A 17,756-nucleotide genomic window follows, 5' to 3' on the forward strand; every position below is an offset into this window, starting at 1 on the left:
CCATTCCCCGCCGGCCGGCATAAGGTCGCCCCATGGCGCGGCCTGCTCGACTCGAGATTGCCGGCGCGGTCTACCTGATCGGCGCCCATTGCCCGTTCGAGAGCGGGCAGCAGGCGTTTGCCGACGATGCGGACCGCGCCGAGATGCTCGCACTGCTGGCCCAGGCCCTGCACCGCTTCGATGCCCAGGCCCTGGCGTATGCGCTGATGCCCGAGCATTACGACTTGCTGCTGTTCACGCGGCGCGCCAACCTGTCGCAGCTGATGCGCCATGTGAACGGCGTCTACACCCAGCACCAGCAGCGCCGTCATGGCTTCACCGGGCCGCTGTTCCAGGGACGCTTCCACGCCGTGCTGGTCGACCGCGAGCGCCATCTGCTGGATGCCTGCCGCTACGTCGACCTCAACCCGGTGCGCCTGCGTCTGGCGCGCGGTGCGGCCGACTGGCCGGGCTCCAGCTTCCGGGCCCTGGCAGGCATGGAGGCCGCGCCCGATTGGCTGGACGTCGATGGCCTGCACGGCCATCTGCTCGGCCGCCCGGCGACCACGCCCGCCCAGCACCGACTCGCCGGCGAGCGCTATGCGCGCCTGGTCGCGTCCGAACCTGGGCTGCAGCTTTGGCCCGGGCGCCTGCGTGAGCAGATCTTCCTGGGCGACGCCGAGTTCGCCGCACGCATGCGGGCCGCTGCTGGCACGCCCCGCCGCGCGGCGCGGCCCGCATTCGGCGAATGGTTGAGGCGCGCCGGCGGCATCCGCGAGCAGGCGCTGTGGCTGGCCCACACCCAGGGCGGCCTCGCCATGACCGACCTGGCCGGCCAGCTCGGCCTGTCGGTGTCGCGCGTCAGCCGCCTGATCGCATCGGCTGAAAGAGCGGTTTGACGCTGGGCCGCCGCACGCTGGTGCGGGCGGGCCTGCCATTGGCTGCCGGTGCCCAGCCGAGCTATGCGGGGCCCTCTTCGCGTGTGCAGGGGCTGTTCGCGACCGAGGCTGGCTGGCTCAATTGACGCGCGAGGTCGCCCAACGCATCGCCTGGGGCAACGCGGCCGAACTGTTCAGGCTCAAATGGCCTGAGTACCGGCCGTGATAAAGGCTGGTCAAGGTTAGCGATCGTTACGACGACGGCGCAGACGTCACCGGACGATGCCCAGGGTTCACGCGAGGAACAGGCGCTTGCCCGAAGGCGCCACAGCACCCTGACTTGCGACAGGCGGGCGGCGCGGCCTGCCGGAGCGCTTAAGCTGCTGGCCCCAGTCGAATGGAGACGACATGACCCTGCCTGCCCTGCCGCGGAACTGCCCCGCCTTGGCCGCTGCCATGAGCCCGCCGCCGCCGGCCACGAAGCCCTAGGCACCGCCGCCCGTGCTGCGTCAATACGCCCTCGTCCAGCACCTGCTGGCCCGTCCCTGGTTGCTGGCCCTCGTCGGCCTGCCGCTGGGCCTTTTTCTCATCGGCGTCATCGTCGCGGTCTTTCTGTGGCAGCAGCTGCCGGCGCTGGACGTACTGACCGACTATCAGCCCCACCAGCCGCTGCGCGTCATGAGCGCCGACGGCCAGCTCATCGGCGAGTTCGGCGCCGAGCGGCGCCGCTTCGTCGCGCTCAAGGACATTCCCAAGCCCATGCAGGACGCGCTGCTGGCCGTGGAGGACAGCGACTTCTACGAACACTCGGGCATCGACTACAGCGGCATCGCCCGCGCGATGTGGCGCAACCTGACCCACCGTGGCCCGCTGCATGGCGCCTCCACCATCACCCAGCAACTGGCGCGCGACACCTTCCTGACCAAGCAGCAGCGCTGGTCGCGCAAGGTCGTCGAGGCTCTGCTGGCGATCAAGATCGAAGGCGCGCTGAGCAAGGCGCAGATCCTTGAGATCTACATGAACCAGATCTACCTCGGCAACCGCGCCTATGGCTTTGCGGCGGCGGCCGAGCGCTATTTCGGCAAGGAACTGGGCCAGCTCAACACGGCGCAGATGGCTCTGCTGATCGGCCTGCCCAAGGACCCCAACCGCCTCAACCCGGCCGTCTACCCCGAGCGCGCCCGGCGCCGCCAAGCCGTCGTGCTGGAGCGGCTGGCCGCCGTCGGCCAGGTCACACCCGCGCAGGCCAAGGCCGCGCGCGAACAGCCGCTCAACATCCAACGCCCCAAGCGCGCGGCCGGCGTGGCTGACCACGCCGCAGAGATGGTGCGCCAGGAGATGCTGACCCGTTTCGGCGAGGCCGCCTACACGCGCGGCCTCACGGTGACGACGACGCTGCTCTATGCCGAGCAGGCCGCGGCGCAGGAGGCGCTGCGCAATGCGCTGTTCGAACTGGAGCGCCGCCAGCCCTTCCGCGGGCCGGAGGCGACCATCGCCCTGCCCAAGGACGCAGGCGAGCTTGACGACGCGCTGGACACCGCCTTTGACGCCCACCCCGACCTCGGCGAGCTGCGTACCGCCGTGCTGCTGTCGCAGGACAAGAGCGCGGCCGCGCTGGTGCTGGCCGATGGCGAGCGCATCGCCATCAAGGGCGCCTCCCTGCGCCCACTGCAGAACCTCAAGCCCGGCGCCGTGCTGCGTGTGCTCGAAGGCAAGGGCGGCCAGTGGCAGCTCAGCCAGACGCCGCAGGCCGAGGGTGCCGTCGTCACGCTGGACCCGGCGACCGGCGCCATCCGCGCCCTGGTCGGCGGTTTCGACTTCACGCGCAACCAGTTCAACTCCGCCACCCAGGCCTGGCGCCAGCCGGGCTCGGCCTTCAAGCCCTTCATCTACTCGGCAATGATCGAGCAGGGCGCCTGGGCCGGCACGCTGGTCAGCGACCAGCAGGTCTTCATCAACGACTGGGCGCCGCGCAACTACGACGGCCAGTACGAGGAGGCGCTGACGCTGCGCCAGGGCCTGGCGCGCTCCAAGAACATGGTGACGATCCGCGTCGCGCAGGCGCTGGGCCCGCAGCGTGCCCGTGCCTGGGCCGCGCACTTCGGCTTCGACGAGGACAAGCAGCCGCTGAACCTGACGATGGCGCTGGGCACCGGGGCCGTCACGCCGCTGCAGATGGCCCAGGCCTATGCCGCGTTTGCCAACGAGGGCCAGCTGCCCAGCGGCTGGCTGATCCAGCGCGTGCAGGACGCCCAGGGTGACGTCATCTTCAAGGCCGAGCAGCCGCCGCTGCGCAAGGCCGTCAGCCCGCGCAATGCCTTCATGACCGCGCAGTTGCTGGCCGCCGTCACGCGCGAGGGCACCGGTGCGCGGGCGAGTTCCCTGCTTGGCCGCTGGGACCTGCACGGCAAGACCGGCACCACCAACGACGCCATCGACGCCTGGTTCTGCGGCTTCCAGGCGACGCGCGCCGGCGCGGTGTGGATCGGCTATCCGCAGCCCAAGTCGCTCGGCGAGCGCGAAAGCGGCGGCGGCCTGGCCCTGCCGGTCTGGGCCGCGACGATGGCCGTGGCGCTCAAGGGCCAGCCCATCACTCAGCTCGAGCCGCCCCGCGAGGGCCTGGTGCAGCAGGACGGCGACTGGTTCTACAGCGAGTTCGCCGGCGACATGGCGATTGCGCGCATCGGCCTGCCGGCGCTGCAACCCGAGGACGCGGCCGTGGAAGTCGCGCCGTCCGAACCGCCGATCAACCAGTAGCGCTCAGGGCGGCCGCATCAACCCGGCTACGGTCTATTGAGGTGGTTGTCCGGATGCGGGTGCGGCGTGGCCGAGAGGGTGGAGACCGCGGTGTCGCTCATGGTCGTGATGGGAGTCGGGACGAGCCGGACATGGGGCCGGCTGCAGCGCCCGCAAGCCGGTGTTTGCCCGTGGTCATCCACAGCGCAAACGCCAGCTCGCCGACAAGGACCGGCAGCATGACGGCGGGGAACAGCAGCCTGGCAAGACCCGGTGCCAGCAGCAGCGCCAAACTGTTGAGCAAGTAGGCCAGGCCGGCGACCAGCAATAGCCAGCCGAGGGCGCGCGGCAGCACGCCGCTGCGGGCGACGAGCCAGCCCCGGATGACGCAGGCGAAGCCGAAGAAGACCAGGCCGATGCCGAAACCTTGTCCGTGCAGTTGGACGGCCAGCATGGCGAGCGCCTCGCGCTGGCCGGGCAGGAAGGCGGCGGCGATGGCCGGGCTGGTCAGCAGGTCGAGCGTTGTCAGCAGCTGAACGCGGTTGGCGACGAGGACGGACGTCTGCACCACGTTGAGGATGGTGGCGGTCAGCGCCAGCGTCTCGTTGACCGGGCGCAGCAGCCGCCACATCACGACGATGACGGGTACATCCAGCACCTGCATGGCCAAGTCGGCAACGAGGCCGAGACGCCACAGCTGCGGGTTGGCGGCGATGCGTTCAGCCGTCGCCGCGGCGTCGCCGGCCACGACGAGGCTGCCGCGCACATGGACCTCCGCCCACAGGCCCAGGGCAATGATGGCCAGGTAGCACAGGCCGGCCAGGCGCAGCTCGCGCGAACTGACCACGCTCATGCCGGCCTCACCGCTCGCCAGGCCCAGCGCGCGGCACCGCGCAGGGCCCAGGACAGGGCGGCGATGACGGCGCCAATGAGAGTGGGCAGCACGGCGCCGAAGGTCCAGCTCATGCCGAGCACGAAGCCGAGCAGGCTCTCGGGCCGGTGGGCCGGTAGCAGCAGCGCGACAAGCAGCAGCGCGAAGAAGATGGTTTCGGTGAGCGCCTGCAGCTTGAGACCGAAGGCCAGTGACAGCGCCGCCCCGAGCAGCAGCGGCAGCGCAAAGCCGAGGGCGATGGGCCGCCAGCTGCGCGCCGTATCGCCTGGCCGAGGCAAGCGGCCAGCCGCCCAGGCGGCCAGCGCCGGCAAGACGAGCAGGCCCCAGGCATTCGAGATCGCGGGCATCGCGGCGCTTTGCAGCAGATGATGGCTGTCGATGCCGCCGTGCCAGGCCTCCCAGCCCAGGTGGAGGCCTTCAGCCAGCAGGGCGAGGGCGGCGAGTATCAGGCGGCGTGATGTCGAGACGTGGGGCATGGGCAGAGTGTGTCCTGGACAGTGTTGCAGCGTGACAGCCGCGACACGGGGCCGCGATGCCGTCGCGACCGGCAGCGTGAATGGAGCGACCAACTGCCGTGCCGGCCGACAGTCGGTGCGGGTGGTTAACGCCACGCAACGCTGGGTAACAGCTGAATCGCGGGCGCGGCCCTAGAGTTCGCCTATCGTCACGACACCGGACCCCGCCCATGCGCCAACGCTTTTCCACCGTCTCTGTCCCGGCCCTGCTGATCGTGCTGCTGGCCGGCTGTGCGTCGGTTCGAGACGGCCGGCAGGTGGGCGAGCGGCCGGATCAGCGCATGGTGCAAGCGCCGTCGGTGGCGGGCGTGGCCGAGGAAACCTTTGGCAAGCCGGCCTGGGGTACCAGGGGCGATTTCACGCTCAGCGGTCAGCGCGTGCGCTACGAGCGTGGGGCCGACAGGCTGGCGCTGTTCGAGCCCCTGGCCGCCAGCGTGAAGACGCCGTTGCGCTTCAGCTGGGCCGGGCCGGCGGGCGACAGTGCCAGCGTCTGCGAGGGCTGGACGCCCGAACAAAGTGCCAATGGCCGTCTGGCCGACAGCAGGCCCTGGGTGCTGAGCTGCAAGTGGGGCAGCGCGCCGGCGGCCATGCTGCAGATCGGCGAGGGCCAGATGCGCCGCGGCAAGCTCAGCCGCGAGGGCGCCTACCGCCGCGGCGAGCTGACCCTGGGCCTGCGCTCGGCGCATTTGTACGAAGGCAATGCCCAGCCGCGGACTGCGGCGGTCGGCTACGAGATGCTGCACCAGGGCACGGTGGTCGGCAGCCTGGACCTGAGCGGCAGTGTGCCGCGCCTGCGCCGCCCTGACCCGGCCACGCCGCTCGGCCGCGCCGTGACGGAGGCGGCGCTGGCTCTGGCCCTGGTCTGGGAGCCCGCGTCCCGTTGATCTGGCCACCCGGGGGCCATGCCGCCAGTCACGGGTGAGGACTGGCATGCGCGGGCAGGCCTCCTAGACTGCCGTTTTGCCACTCGATCAGTGAGGCGGTGTATGCGATATCCATGGACGCTGGCGGCCGTGCTTTCGGCGGTGCTGAGCGGCTGCGGCGTGGTGCGGGAGGCCCGCATGGCGCAGCCGGCGTCGCTGGCTGCTGTGGCCGAAGAGTCATTTGGCAAGCCGGGCTGGGGGCGGCGCGGCGAGTTCGAGCTGGCCGGGCAGCGCGTGCGCTATGACCGCGGCGCCGATCGGCTCTCGTTGTTCGACACCCTGGCCACGGGGCGCGCGCCACTGCGCTTCACCTGGTCGACCGCGGCCGGCGACAGCGAGGCCGACTGCACGGCACGCCAGACTGAGGTGACGGCCGGTGTGCTCGCCGTTGCCACCAAACCCTGGACGCTGAACTGCCGCTGGCGCGGCGCCTCCGATGCGGTGCTGGAGATCGGCGAGGGCCGCGTGCAATGGGGCCAGCAGACGCGCGAAGGCAGCTACCGGCGTGGCGGCTTGAGCGTGGGCCTGCGCTCGGTGCACCGCCTCGAAGGCAGCGCATTCGCGACGGCGGGCCCGGTCGGCTACGAGATGCTGCAAGGCGGCCAGGTGGTTGGCAGCGTCGACCTCAGCCGCGGCGTGCCGCGCCTGCGCCGGCCCGACCCGGCCACACCGCTGGGCCAAGCCATCAGCGAGGCCGCGCTTGCGCTGGCGCTGGTCTGGGAGCCGAGCTGAGGCTCAGCGCTTTTCAGCCAGGTTCTTCAAGTTCGCCAGGCCGGCATCGAAATCCGGCCCCACCATCCTGTCCATGAACAGGCCCATCCAGCGGTAGACCGGGTTGCCGCCCATATCGCCGTTCATCGTCCAGGTGACCTGGGTGGCGCCGCCGTTGGATTCGAGGCGGAAATCGCCCGTCGAGGTCGTGCCGAAGTCGGGGAAGAAGAGTTCATAGCCCAGGCGCTTGGGCGGCTCGGCCTTGATGAAGGTCATGCGGCCATCGCCCTGGCTCTTGCTCTTCCAGGCCCAGACGGCGCCGCTGCCCGAGGCCGGGCCGCTGTACTCGATGGCCATGGCCGGGTCGCGCTGATTCCAGGCGCTCCATTGCTGCCAGGCGCGCGGGTCGGCGATCAGGGCATAGATCTTCTCGGGCGCGGCGTTGACCGTCAGCGTGCGTGAGACGGTGAACTGCGGCGAGATCAGCAGGCCGCCGACGCCCACCAGCAGGCCCAGCGCAACGAGGGCGATCAACACGACCTTGAGGACTTTCATCTGGACGCTCCGGCTATGAGGTGGTGGGACTGTGGGCGCGGCCACCTGGCCACACAATCCGCACAAGTCCTTCCTACCAGTTCATGAAGATGGCCGCCGACCTCGCCTCCACCTACGCCGACCAGGGCTTTCTCGTCATCCCCGGCTTCAAGTCGGCCGCCGACATTGCCGCGCTGCGGCAGCGTGCTCTCGAGATCGTCGACGCTTTCGACCCCGGCGAGCAGCGCCCGGTGTTCACGACCGAGGAGCAGCAGCGCCACGTCGACGACTACTTCATCGACAGCGGCGACCAGGTGCGCTGCTTCTTCGAGGAGGAAGCCTTCGATGCCGAGGGCCGCCTGCGCGTCGACAAGGCGCTGGCCATCAACAAGATCGGCCACGCGATGCACGACCTCGACCCGGTTTTCAGCGCCTTTTCCAAGGGCGATGCGCTGCGTGGGGTGGCGGCGCAACTCGGGCTGACGCGGCCGCAGGTCTGGCAGAGCATGTTCATCTTCAAGCAGCCCGGCATCGGCGGCGAGGTGCGCTGGCACCAGGATGCGAGCTTTTTCGAGAGCGACCCCATCACCGTGACGACCTTCTGGTTCGCGCTGGAGGATGCGACGCTGCAGAACGGCTGCCTCTGGACCGAACCCGGTGGCCACAAGGGCCGGCGCGGCGTGCTGCGCGAGCGCTTTGTGCGCGAAGGCCGCAAGGCGTGGATGGAACAGATCGACCCGACACCCTGGCCGGCGGCCGACTCGGTCGAAGCCGTCCCGCTCGAGGTCGAGGCCGGTTCGCTCGTCGTCTTCCACGGGCTGCTGCCGCATTATTCGGCCGCCAACCGCTCCAGCAAATCGCGCCATGCCTACACGCTGCACGTGACCGACGCGGCCAGCCGCTACTCGGCGCGCAACTGGCTGCAGCGTGACAAGACGTTGCCGGCAGGCGGGTTTTAGCCGGCGCGCTCACAGCACTCACATCTGCGCACAACCCGCGTCGCTTGTCCTACAGGCGGAGGGTGCTTGCACCGGCACGGCGGGCGCATTACGCGGACCACAGTCGCTCCTACCGTAAACGTCAACAACGACGCACAGGAGGCCGACATGAAGTTCCCAAAATCTCTGCACGCCGAAGGCTGGGGCGACCACATCGATTCCACCAAATCGAACAAGTCCGTGGCCAGCGCTCCTTTGCATGCCGCCAAGGCAGCGCCCACGGGAATGGGCATGAGCACCCCGCCTCGGGTCGCGCCCTCCATGTCAACCACGCCCCCCATTGCGACGCCCCGCGTCGACCCCCTGGCGGGAGCCGCCCGACCGCATGTGGCGGCATTGCCCCCGCAGCGTGAGAACCGCTTGAGCTGGATGATCGGCGCTGGTGCCGGCGCCGCCATCCTTGCAGCCTTGGCGGTCTGGGCGATGAACAGGCCGGCCGACGTCACGGCCGTGCCGCCCGCCGTTTTGACCGGCAGCACCGTGCCGCAGACGGAGGTGGCGGCAGCGACGCCGCTGGTCGAACCGGCTCCCGCTGCGTCGCAGGAGGATGCCGCCGCCGTAGCGACCGCCACGGCGATGGCCGCCGCGCCGGTACGGGCCGAGCCCGCCACGCCCGTCGTCGGCCTGCCGGTGACGACATCGCGCCCGGCGCCGGAAACCCGCACCGTCGCCCAGGCGCCCGTGCCCGCCCCGCGACCCGACATGGTGGTTCGCGCCGCACCGGGCAGCACTGCGTCGCTACCGCCCGCCACGCCTTACCTGCAACCGCGCACGCCCATCGCGGCCGCGCCGGCGACGGATGCGCAGCCGCTCAGCGTGTCCCCCGGTACCGAGCCCATCGTGCTGCCGCCGACCGCGGCCGGTCCGATCGCACTCACCACGCCCCAGACCGTGCAGGCCCAGCCCGCGACCACGCCAGAGACGGTGACGCAGCCGGTGGCGGCTGCCGCGCCCGACACGGCCACCGGCTCGACCGCTCCTGGGACGCCGCCCCTGGCCCAGGCGGCGCCGCAGCAGCCCCAGCCGCAGGTCCAGCCGGCGCCCGAAGACACCGGCATCACGGTCCAGGTGCGCATGGCCCTGGCGGCCGACTCGACCTTGTCGGCCGTGCCCATCGCCGTCAGCACCGACCGTGGCGTCGTCAAGCTCGAAGGCCAGGCGCCGGACGCGTCGACCCGTGAGCGGGCCACCGTCGTGGCGGCCTCTGCCACGGGCGTGAAGGCGGTCGACAACCGGCTGATCGTCGCACCCACGACCCAGGTGAGCCAGGCGCCGGTCAACCTGCAATAGGCGCTGAGGCAGCCAAGCAAAAGGCGCCCCTCGGGGCGCCTTTTATGTGGTGCAACGCAGCCGCGGTCAGTGGCAAAACTGGGTGCGGGCCGGCGCCAATTGGGCGTCGATCAAGGCCTCTTGCGTGACTTCACGGGCGGATTCGAGCTGCAGGCAGAGTTCGGTGATGCCGTCCTCACGGCCGCCGATGACTTCGGGCAGAGGCGCCGCAGCGATGTCGGTGGGCAGGTCGGCGAGGGCGCCGATGAGCTGGAACAGCAGTTCCAGGCTGGCTTCGCCGTCCTGCGGCAGGTCACGTGCCGCACCCAGGCTGCGAGCCAGATACCAGCAGGCATCAGCGGCGTTGTCGCATGCCTGGGCTTTCAGCTCCAGCGCGCGATTGCGGGCTTCACGGGCATCGGCCTCGCCCTGAGCCTGGGCAACCTCGTAAGCGCCCAGGTCCGCCGGGACGGCATCGTCAAGCGAGAGCGCGGCAAAGTGGAGGTCTTGGGCCATGGGTCATGCCTGGTTTTGAGTCAGGGCATCCTAACGGCGGGTCGGCAGGACAGGTGCCCCCCGACACCGGGCGCCGTGAAGCAATCGCCGGAACTAAGTCACTATTCAACGCTTCTTCGTTGGACGGCTCCAGCTACCGAGCGCCACTTGTTTGCCACGCGCCACGGCAAGTTCACCGGCCCCGACGTCCTTGGTGATGGTGGAGCCGCCGCCCACGGTTGCACCGGGGCCGAGCGTGACCGGTGCCACCAGCACGCAGTTGGATCCCACGTGCACGTCGTCGCCGATGGTCGTGCGGTGCTTGTTGGCGCCGTCGTAGTTGGCGGTGATGCTGCCCGCTCCGTAGTTGACGCGCTCGCCGACGGTGGCGTCGCCCAGGTAGGCCAGGTGGTTGGCCTTGGCGCCCTTGGCGAGCGTCGAGTTCTTGACCTCGACGAAGTTGCCGATGTGGACCTCGGCACCGAGCTGGGCACCCGGGCGCAGGCGCGCGAAGGGGCCGATCAGCGCGCCCTCTCCGACGCTGGCGCCGGCTGCTTCGCCGTCGATGTGCGTGAACTCATGGATGCGCGCACCTGCGGCGATTTTCGCGTTGCGGATCACGCAGTTGGCGCCGACACGCACGCCGTCGCCCAGCGCCACGTGACCCTCGAAGACGCAGTTGACGTCGATCTCCACCTCCTGCCCGAGCACCAGCGAGCCGCGCAGGTCGAAGCGGGACGGGTCGGCCAGGCGCACGCCGGCGCGCATCAGGCCTTCAGCCTGCTGGGCCTGGAAGGCACGCTCCAGCTGGGCCAGTTGCACCGGGTCGTTGACGCCCAGCACCTCGGTCTCGCTGCCGGCCTTGATGCCCAGCACGGGCAGGCCTTCGGCCACGGCCATCGCGACGATGTCGGTCAGGTAGTACTCGCCCTGGGCGTTGTTGTTGCTCAGCTGCCCGACCCAGCGCTTGAGCGCGCCGGTTGGCGCGGCCATCATGCCGCTGTAGCCCTCGTGGATGAGGCGCTGCGCGGGCGTGGCGTCCTTGTGCTCGACGATGGCCAGCACGCCGCCATCGTCGGGGTCGCGGATGATGCGGCCATAGCCGGTGGGGTCGGCCAGGTCGACCGTCAGCAATACCAGGGCATGGCCGGCGCAGGCGTCGATGAGGGCCTTGGCCGTGGCCGTCTGGATGAGGGGCACGTCGCCGTTGAGGATCAGCGTCGTGCCCTCGCCCTGCAGCGCCGGCACCACCTGCTGGATGGCGTGGCCGGTGCCCAGCTGGGGCATCTGGCGCACGAAAGAAATGCCGTCGGCCTGGACGGCCGCTTCGACCTGGTCAGCGCCATGGCCGGTGATGACGATGCGGGCGGCGGCGGCCAGCGGCTCGCCGCTCTTGAGCACATGGGCCAGCAGCGAGCGGCCGGCCAGCTTGTGCAGCACCTTGGGCGTTGCGGACTTCATGCGAGTGCCTTTGCCCGCCGCCATGATCACGATATTGAGCGCCATGCCTGCCTTGCGACTACGTTTGAACGAAGCCGCGATTATGGTCAGGCAGGGCGCTGCCCTGACCGGGCTTGCGCTAACGGATGGCCTGCACGGACACGCGGTGCGATTTCGGGTTGACCTGGGGGAACTCCGCCAGCGACGCGTCGAACAGCGGTGTCAGCAGGGCCTCGCTGCCCATGGTCATGCCTTCGTTGCTGGCATGGGTCTCGTACAGCGCTTCGCCGGTGGCGCGGTCGCGCAGCAGCAAGGCCACGGCGCGGTCGTAGCGGCGGTCGAAGAAGGGGTCATGGCGCCAGCCCCAGGGGCCACGGCCCACATAGCCATAGCGCGGCGACAGCAGCCGGCCACGCCAGCGCCACCACAGCGGGTCGTCCCAGGGCACGGGGTCATAGGCAGTGACGCGGGCGCCCAGCGTCACCAGCACGTCGGCGCTCTTGGCGTCGGCGGCGGGCTTGAAGCCGGCCCGCTCCAGCGCGCCCTTGGCGGCTTCCTCGAGCGCGGACTGGCGCTTGGCGGCCTCGTCATTCTGCTGCTGCGAGGGCAGGCGGTCGAAGGCGTAGCTGCCCGGCTTGCGGTCAGCCGGCCAGGCGCCATAACTGGAAACGTCCGCGGAGACCGTGTACGGACCGGCGCAACCGGTGAGCGCTGCCACGGATGCGGCGGCAAGGGCGGTGAGGATCAGGCGGCGGTTCATGGCGGCACCTTCATCGTTGTGACACTGCGATTCTGACCCGCCCAGTTTGCCCTTGTGTAAATCAGCGTTGCAGCGTGATCACGGAGGCCGGCGCCGGCGTCGCGCAGCTCTCGTCATCGTCGAAAGCGATGTCGCCGTCCGGCTCGGCCTTGCCCGTCGCGCGCATGGTCTCGAACGGGAACAGCTTCTTGTCCATCATGTGCGAGGGCACGACATTGCCCATGGCCGTGAAGATGTTGTCGATGCGGCCGGGGTAGCGCTTCTCCCACTCGTTGATCATGGCCTTGACCTGCACGCGCTGCAGGTTGTCCTGGCTGCCGCAGAGGTTGCACGGAATGATGGGGAACTCGCGGTGCTCGGCCCAACGCACCAGGTCGGGCTCCTTCACATAGGCCAGCGGGCGGATGACGACGTTCTTGCCGTCGTCGCTGACCAGCTTGGCCGGCATGCCCTTCATGCGGCTGCCGAAGAACATGTTGAGGAACAGCGTGGTGACCATGTCGTCGCGGTGGTGGCCCAGCGCGATCTTGGTCGCACCCAGCTCGCCCGCCACGCGGTAGAGGATGCCGCGGCGCAGGCGCGAGCACAGGCTGCAGGTCGTCTTGCCCTCGGGGATGAGACGCTTGACGATGGAATAGGTGTCCTGGGTCTCGATGTGGAAGTCCACGCCGCGCGATCGCAGGTAGTTGGGCAGCACGTCTTCCGGGAAGCCGGGCTGCTTCTGGTCGAGATTGACGGCGACGACGCTGAACTTGATCGGCGCGCGTACCTGCAGGTTCAACAGGATGTCCAGCATCGCGTAGCTGTCCTTGCCGCCGGACAGGCAGACCATGACCTTGTCGCCGTCCTCGATCATGTTGAAGTCGGTGATGGCCTGGCCGACCTGGCGGTGCAGGCGCTTGGACAGCTTGTTGATCTCGTGCGCGGTCTTCTTGTCGGCAGCGGCTTGATCGATATCGATGACTTCGGACATGTTGTTCACCATGCACCCAGTTCGGTGCTGATTGCGACTTCGCAGTCGGGAAAGATTTCGAGCTTGGTCAGCTTCAAACGCACGCCGACGACGCCGGGCAGGCTCATCAGGCGGTTGCAGAGCTTGCCCAGCAGGGCCTCGACAAGGTCGGTGTGCTCGGCCGTGCACTCGTCGATGATGGCCGCACGCACGCGGCGGTAGTCCAGCACATGGCCGATGTCGGCGTCGCGCGCGACGACGGGCAGCGCGCCCAGGTTGACATCGGCGTCGACCTGGATCGGCTGCGGGCCGGTGCGCTCGAAATCCAGCACACCGAGGTTGGCGCGAAAGCGCAGGCCCTGCAGGTGGATGACCTGGCGGTTGTTGTGGCGCTGGGGCGCGGCGGCAACCTGCGGGCGCAGCGCCTGCTCGATCTGCTTGGCCGCCTGCACGCCGTCGGCCAGTGCCGTCTGCACGCAGGGATGCCAGCGGCCGCTGGCGTCACCGGCGACGAAGGCGTGCTGGCGGGCGTGGGCGTCCAGCAGCGCGAAGGCCGAGGGTTCGGGCTCGAAGCCGAGCAGCGCCGCAGCGTGATCGAAGCGCTCGGTGCCCACGGCTACGCCATCCGCATCGGGCAGCAGTGCGTCCGGCAGGGGCGTGGACAGGCGCAGCGCGATGCGCGGATGCGCCTCGATGCGCTCGACCAGGTGCGTCTGGGCGCGCCAGCCGCCGCGGGCCCAGACGGTCACGTCAAAGCCACGCTCGGCCAGGAAGAGGGCGTTCTCCGCCGCGTTGTCGCCGGCGCCCAGCAGCAGCATGCGGCCGGGCGTGAGCGTCGCCCGCTGCGCGGTCAGCGACACGGCATCCAGCACACGCGGATGGGGCGATGCGAAATAGCGCGCCGGGCGCAGCAGGCGCAGCCCGGTGGCGATCAGCAGCGCACGCGCCTGCACGCGCTCGCCGCCGGCGAGCTGCAGCATCCAGCCCTCCAGCGAATGACGCGCGGATTCGACCTGTGCGCCCAGCCGCAGCGCCAGGCCCGGCGTGGCGCTGGCCTGGGCGGCGTACCGTTCGGCCAAGTCGGCCAGGCGCGCGCCGGGGTCGCCAAGCACCCAGTCCTGCGCAAAGTGCAGCGTCGCCAGGCCAGCGCACAGCCGCGGCGCACGCTCGACGAGCAGGGTCGTCAGGCCGAGCTGGCCCAGCCACGACGCAGCGCTGCAGCCAGCGGGACCGCCGCCGAGGATGGCTACGTCGATGGAAAGTGGGCTGGGCATGGGGTGCGGCTGGAACAAAGCCGCGAATTATCCCAGCCGTCCCCGTTTTGCGCGCCACCGCTTCCAGACGCGCCACCCCAACAGCCCGGCGAGCAGGACGCCATAGATGGCCGGCTCGGCGAAGTCGCTCTTGCCGGCGCGCATCCAGATGAAATGCAGCAGCGCGATGACCGCCACCCCATAGACCGCCTTGTGCAGCGCCTGCCAGCGCCTGGCCCCCAGCGCCTTGATGGCCCGGTTGAAGCTGGTTGCCGCCAGCGGCAGCATCAGCACCCAGGCCGTGAAACCCATCAGGATGAAGGGCCGCTTGGGGATGTCGGCGGCGATCTCGGCCAGGTCCAGCCCCATGTCCAGCCAGCCATACGCCAGCAGGTGCAGGCTGGCATAGACGAAGGTGAACACGCCCAGCATGCGCCGAAAGCGCGCCAGCGCGGCCAGGCCGGTCAACTCGCGCAGCGGCGTGATGGTGAGCGTCAGCCACAGCCCGCGCAGCGCCCAGTCGCCCAGGCCGCGGATCAACGCCTCGGCCGGGTTGGCGCCCAGCTGGTTGGTGACGGCCGCGTAGACCAGCCAGCCCAGCGGCGCCAGGCACAGCAGGAACGCCACCGGCTTGGCGGCATGGTGGAGCAGCGCCGCCGACAGGGCTCGCCGCATCGTCAGAAGTTGCGCTTCAGATCCATGCCCGCGTACAGCTGCCCGACCTGTGCCTCATAGCCGTTGAACATCAGCGTCGGCCGCTTCTTGGCGAACAGACCGTCCTCGCCAATGCGGCGCTCGGTGGCCTGGCTCCAGCGCGGGTGGGCCACGCCCGGGTTCACGTTGGAATAGAACCCGTACTCCTGCGGCGCGCTCTGCTCCCAACTGCTGCGCGGCTGCTTCTCGACGAAGCGGATCTTGACGATGCTCTTGGCCGACTTGAAGCCGTACTTCCACGGCAGCACCATGCGCACGGGTGCGCCGTTCTGGTTGGGCAGCACCTCGCCGTACATGCCGAAGCTCAGCAGCGCCAACGGGTGCATGGCCTCGTCCATGCGCAGGGCCTCCACATAGGGCCAGTCCAGCACGCCCGAGCGCAGCCCAGGCATTTGCGCGCGGTCGGCCAGTGTCGTGAACTCGACGAACTTGGCCTTGCCGTTGGGCTCCGCGCGCTTGATCAGTTCGGACAGCGAATAGCCCACCCAGGGGATCACCATGCTCCAGCCCTCGACGCAGCGCAGCCGGTAGATGCGCTCCTCCATGGCGCTGAGCTTCATCAGCGCGTCCAGGTCGTAGTTGCCGGGCTTGGCACATTCGCCTTCGACGGCGACCGTCCAGGGGCGGGGCTTGAGCGTGTGGGCGCGTTGGGCGGGGTCGGCCTTGTCGGTGCCGAACTCGTAGAAGTTGTTGTACGTGGTCGCGTCGGTATAGCTGGTGGCCTTGTCCAGCACCATGCCGCCGGCCACGGCCGAGCGGGCGCCAGGCAACTTGGCGAGCCTGCCGCCGCCCGGGGCCGATTGCGCTAGGGCCAATGGCGAGGCGGCGGCCAGGCCAAGGCCGGCGAGTGCGGCGCGGCGGTTGAGGTAGACGCGGCGAGGCGTGATCTCGCTGGGCTGGGGATCGTGGGGGGAGGGGGTTCGGATCAGCATGGGGGCTCTCGCGGTTGTCTGGGCTTGGGGCTGAGCTCTCGGTCGGCCCAGGACGGGCGCAACTTACACCGGCCGCGTTCTACGTGCTTGAGGTCACCGCAGATCCCGAGCGCAGCGATGGGGCCGGCAAGTGCGCGCCACGCATGGGTTTTCACGCTGTTGGTGGGGCGGCCACATCGGCAGACTGCGCGGTCCGCTTCATAGAGCTTTACAACGGCAGGGAGAAACAAAGATGAATGAATGGGTACACCCGCGCGAGCGCACGCTCGGCGCCGTGACGCTGGGTCTGGGCACGCTGGTCTGGCTGGGGCTGATCGTCGGCACCTTGGGTGTCGTGCTGGCCGTGTTGCTGCTGGGCTTTGTGCTCTATGTGTTCGCGCAGTCGGCCCTGGTGGCCCATGTGCGCGGCAATGGCGTGGAGCTGAGCGCCGAGCAGTTCCCGGACCTGCACGGGCAGTTCACCAACTGCTGCGAGAAGCTGGGCATGACCCAGGCGCCCGAGGCCTATGTGCTGCAGGGCGGCGGTGTGCTGAACGCCTTTGCTGCGCAGTTCCTGGGGCGCCGCTTCGTCGTGCTGCTGTCCGGCGTGGTGGACGCGATGCAGGCCCACCCCGACGGCGTGCGCTTCTACGTCGGCCATGAGTTGGGTCATCTGAAGCGCGGCCATGCGCTGCTGGACCTGCTGCGCATGCCGGTGCTGTGGCTGCCGCTGATCGGCGGCGCCTATGCGCGCGCCAAGGAAACGACCTGCGACCTGCACGGCCTGGCCTGCAGCAGCTCCGGCGAGTCGGCGGCGCGTGCACTGGCGGCCCTGTCTGCCGGCCCACAACGCTGGCAGCATATGGACATGGCCGCCTATGCGCGCCAGGCCCGCCACGGCAAGGGCTTCTGGATGTCCTTCCACGAGCTGACCTCCGGCTACCCCTGGCTGACCAAGCGCGTCGCGCGGGTGCTGGGCAATGCGAGCCTGCCGGGGCGCAATCCGCTGGCCTATGTGCTCGCCTTTTTCATCCCCTATGCGGGCCGGCTGGGCGGCGCCTTCGGCGCGCTGATCCTGGTCTATGTCATCGGCGTGCTGGCGGCGGTGGCCATCCCGCAATACAAGGCCTATACGACCAAGGCCAAGCTCATGCAAGCGGTGCAGGCCTCCGAACCCACCCGGGCCGCAGTGGCGCGCAAATACCTGGATGACGGCGCGATCCCCGAGTCGCTGGCCAGCATCGGCCTGGCAGAGGTGGCGGCGGACGGCAGCCGGCTGCAGCTCGACCCCGAAGGCATGGTGGTGAGCGTCGAGACGGCGAGCGGCACGCTGGTGTTCACCCCCCGCCGCGACGAGAAGCTTGGCATCGCCTGGGACTGCACCGGTGAGTCGCCGTTGACGGCGCAGCAGTTGCCTGCGGGTTGCGTGGTGGGTGAGGTGTTCAAGCGCTGAAGACTTGGCGGAGCCCGCTGTTTGCGCGGGCGCCGGAGGGCCGTTCCGGCCAGAGCGCATTTCCCAGCGATCTAGACTTGGCGTCCCGGGTGGTGCGGCAGCGTCGAAGTTCCGGCCAGAGCGCATTTCCCAGCGATCTAGACTCTGCGCTGACTGCGGCATGGTCGGCGCTAGTTCCGGCCAGAGCGCATTTCCCAGCGATCTAGATGTAGTTTCTCAGGACGTTGTTCACCTCAAACCCCAGCCGTGAGGCGGGAGGTTTGTGGCCGGTGGCGGAGTGAGGGCGATGGAAGTTGTAGTGCTGCATCCAGGGCGCAAGCTCAGCGGCGCGGACGTCGGAGCT

The 17,756-nt window shown here is 69.5% G+C and carries 19 protein-coding genes and 1 pseudogene; 8 read left to right on the plus strand and 12 right to left on the minus strand.

Features of this window, described 5'->3' with window-relative positions; translation table 11 throughout:
• The first annotated feature begins 32 nt into the window (after positions 1–32).
• The 3 genes from ACT6S0_RS10235 (at position 33) to ACT6S0_RS10245 (ending at position 3,614) form a co-directional block, all read left to right on the plus strand.
• Positions 33–878, plus strand: coding sequence for a transposase (locus ACT6S0_RS10235; protein ID WP_444763802.1), 846 nt, complete (start codon positions 33–35; stop codon positions 876–878).
• Positions 875–1,003: a hypothetical protein gene (locus ACT6S0_RS10240; protein ID WP_444763803.1), complete on the plus strand. Its 129-nt coding sequence runs from the start codon at positions 875–877 to the stop codon at positions 1,001–1,003. Before ACT6S0_RS10235 ends, ACT6S0_RS10240 begins: the two co-directional genes overlap by 4 nt.
• Before the next feature lie 355 nt (positions 1,004–1,358).
• A complete protein-coding gene (locus ACT6S0_RS10245) occupies positions 1,359–3,614 on the plus strand; it encodes a penicillin-binding protein 1A (RefSeq protein ID WP_444763804.1) in 2,256 nt (751 codons plus the stop codon).
• A gap of 97 nt (positions 3,615–3,711) precedes the next feature.
• Here the strand turns inward: ACT6S0_RS10245 and ACT6S0_RS10250 are convergent, their stop codons facing one another.
• Together ACT6S0_RS10250 and ACT6S0_RS10255 are read right to left on the minus strand one after the other, a co-directional pair.
• Entirely contained in the window at positions 3,712–4,446 is a 735-nt protein-coding gene (locus ACT6S0_RS10250; RefSeq protein ID WP_444763805.1) for a DUF4386 domain-containing protein, read from the minus strand.
• Positions 4,443–4,961, minus strand: coding sequence for a hypothetical protein (locus ACT6S0_RS10255; protein WP_444763806.1), 519 nt, complete (start codon positions 4,959–4,961; stop codon positions 4,443–4,445). The genes ACT6S0_RS10250 and ACT6S0_RS10255 overlap by 4 nt, the downstream gene beginning before the upstream one ends.
• 209 nt (positions 4,962–5,170) lie before the next feature.
• Between ACT6S0_RS10255 and ACT6S0_RS10260 the strand changes: the two genes are divergently transcribed.
• Both ACT6S0_RS10260 and ACT6S0_RS10265 read left to right on the plus strand, forming a co-directional pair.
• Positions 5,171–5,884, plus strand: coding sequence for a hypothetical protein (locus tag ACT6S0_RS10260; protein WP_444763807.1), 714 nt, complete (start codon positions 5,171–5,173; stop codon positions 5,882–5,884).
• Between the two features lie 102 nt (positions 5,885–5,986).
• On the plus strand, positions 5,987–6,655 hold the full coding sequence (locus ACT6S0_RS10265) for a hypothetical protein (RefSeq protein ID WP_444763808.1): 669 nt from the start codon (positions 5,987–5,989) through the stop codon (positions 6,653–6,655).
• A gap of 3 nt (positions 6,656–6,658) precedes the next feature.
• Here ACT6S0_RS10265 and ACT6S0_RS10270 read toward each other — a convergent pair whose 3' ends face one another.
• Entirely contained in the window at positions 6,659–7,189 is a 531-nt protein-coding gene (locus ACT6S0_RS10270) for an SRPBCC family protein (protein WP_444763809.1), read from the minus strand.
• Positions 7,190–7,272: 83 nt separating this feature from the next.
• On the opposite strand from ACT6S0_RS10270, the gene ACT6S0_RS10275 reads away from it, so the two are divergent.
• Both ACT6S0_RS10275 and ACT6S0_RS10280 read left to right on the plus strand, forming a co-directional pair.
• On the plus strand, positions 7,273–8,127 hold the full coding sequence (locus tag ACT6S0_RS10275; RefSeq protein WP_444763810.1) for a phytanoyl-CoA dioxygenase family protein: 855 nt from the start codon (positions 7,273–7,275) through the stop codon (positions 8,125–8,127).
• Positions 8,128–8,427: 300 nt separating this feature from the next.
• Positions 8,428–9,456: a BON domain-containing protein gene (locus ACT6S0_RS10280; RefSeq protein WP_444763811.1), complete on the plus strand. Its 1,029-nt coding sequence runs from the start codon at positions 8,428–8,430 to the stop codon at positions 9,454–9,456.
• Between the two features lie 66 nt (positions 9,457–9,522).
• Here the strand turns inward: ACT6S0_RS10280 and ACT6S0_RS10285 are convergent, their stop codons facing one another.
• From ACT6S0_RS10285 to msrP, 8 genes and pseudogenes are all read right to left on the minus strand, one after another.
• Positions 9,523–9,951 carry a hypothetical protein gene (locus ACT6S0_RS10285; protein ID WP_444763812.1) on the minus strand — a complete coding sequence of 143 codons (429 nt, stop codon included), beginning with the start codon at positions 9,949–9,951 and terminating at the stop codon, positions 9,523–9,525.
• Positions 9,952–10,056: 105 nt separating this feature from the next.
• Positions 10,057–11,436 (minus strand): bifunctional UDP-N-acetylglucosamine diphosphorylase/glucosamine-1-phosphate N-acetyltransferase GlmU, encoded by a 1,380-nt coding sequence (gene glmU / locus ACT6S0_RS10290; RefSeq protein ID WP_444763813.1) that lies wholly within the window; start codon positions 11,434–11,436, stop codon positions 10,057–10,059.
• 73 nt (positions 11,437–11,509) lie between these two features.
• A complete protein-coding gene (locus tag ACT6S0_RS10295) occupies positions 11,510–12,130 on the minus strand; it encodes a DUF4136 domain-containing protein (RefSeq protein ID WP_444763814.1) in 621 nt (206 codons plus the stop codon).
• A 61-nt stretch (positions 12,131–12,191) separates the two neighbouring features.
• Positions 12,192–13,103, minus strand: coding sequence for a tRNA 2-thiocytidine(32) synthetase TtcA (gene ttcA, locus ACT6S0_RS10300; RefSeq protein ID WP_444763815.1), 912 nt, complete (start codon positions 13,101–13,103; stop codon positions 12,192–12,194).
• 5 nt (positions 13,104–13,108) lie between these two features.
• Positions 13,109–13,504: a dihydroneopterin aldolase gene (locus ACT6S0_RS10305; protein ID WP_444763820.1), complete on the minus strand. Its 396-nt coding sequence runs from the start codon at positions 13,502–13,504 to the stop codon at positions 13,109–13,111.
• A 318-nt stretch (positions 13,505–13,822) separates the two neighbouring features.
• A pseudogene (locus ACT6S0_RS10310) lies at positions 13,823–14,356 on the minus strand (FAD-dependent oxidoreductase); the annotation flags it as partial.
• Positions 14,357–14,383: 27 nt separating this feature from the next.
• Positions 14,384–15,010 carry a sulfite oxidase heme-binding subunit YedZ gene (locus ACT6S0_RS10315; protein ID WP_444763816.1) on the minus strand — a complete coding sequence of 209 codons (627 nt, stop codon included), beginning with the start codon at positions 15,008–15,010 and terminating at the stop codon, positions 14,384–14,386.
• A 2-nt stretch (positions 15,011–15,012) separates the two neighbouring features.
• Complete coding sequence (gene msrP, locus ACT6S0_RS10320) at positions 15,013–15,981, minus strand: protein-methionine-sulfoxide reductase catalytic subunit MsrP (protein WP_444763817.1); 969 nt, start codon at positions 15,979–15,981, stop codon at positions 15,013–15,015.
• A gap of 232 nt (positions 15,982–16,213) precedes the next feature.
• Here msrP and ACT6S0_RS10325 point away from each other — a divergent pair, with 232 nt between their 5' ends.
• On the plus strand, positions 16,214–17,413 hold the full coding sequence (locus ACT6S0_RS10325; protein ID WP_444763818.1) for a M48 family metalloprotease: 1,200 nt from the start codon (positions 16,214–16,216) through the stop codon (positions 17,411–17,413).
• Positions 17,414–17,615: 202 nt separating this feature from the next.
• Here the strand turns inward: ACT6S0_RS10325 and ACT6S0_RS10330 are convergent.
• Positions 17,616–17,756 (minus strand): integrase core domain-containing protein (locus ACT6S0_RS10330; RefSeq protein ID WP_444763142.1); only part of this gene is annotated, 141 nt, incomplete at its 5' end.

The sequence above is a fragment of the Roseateles sp. genome (assembly GCF_052436255.1).
Classification (GTDB): Bacteria; Pseudomonadota; Gammaproteobacteria; order Burkholderiales; family Burkholderiaceae_C; genus Pelomonas.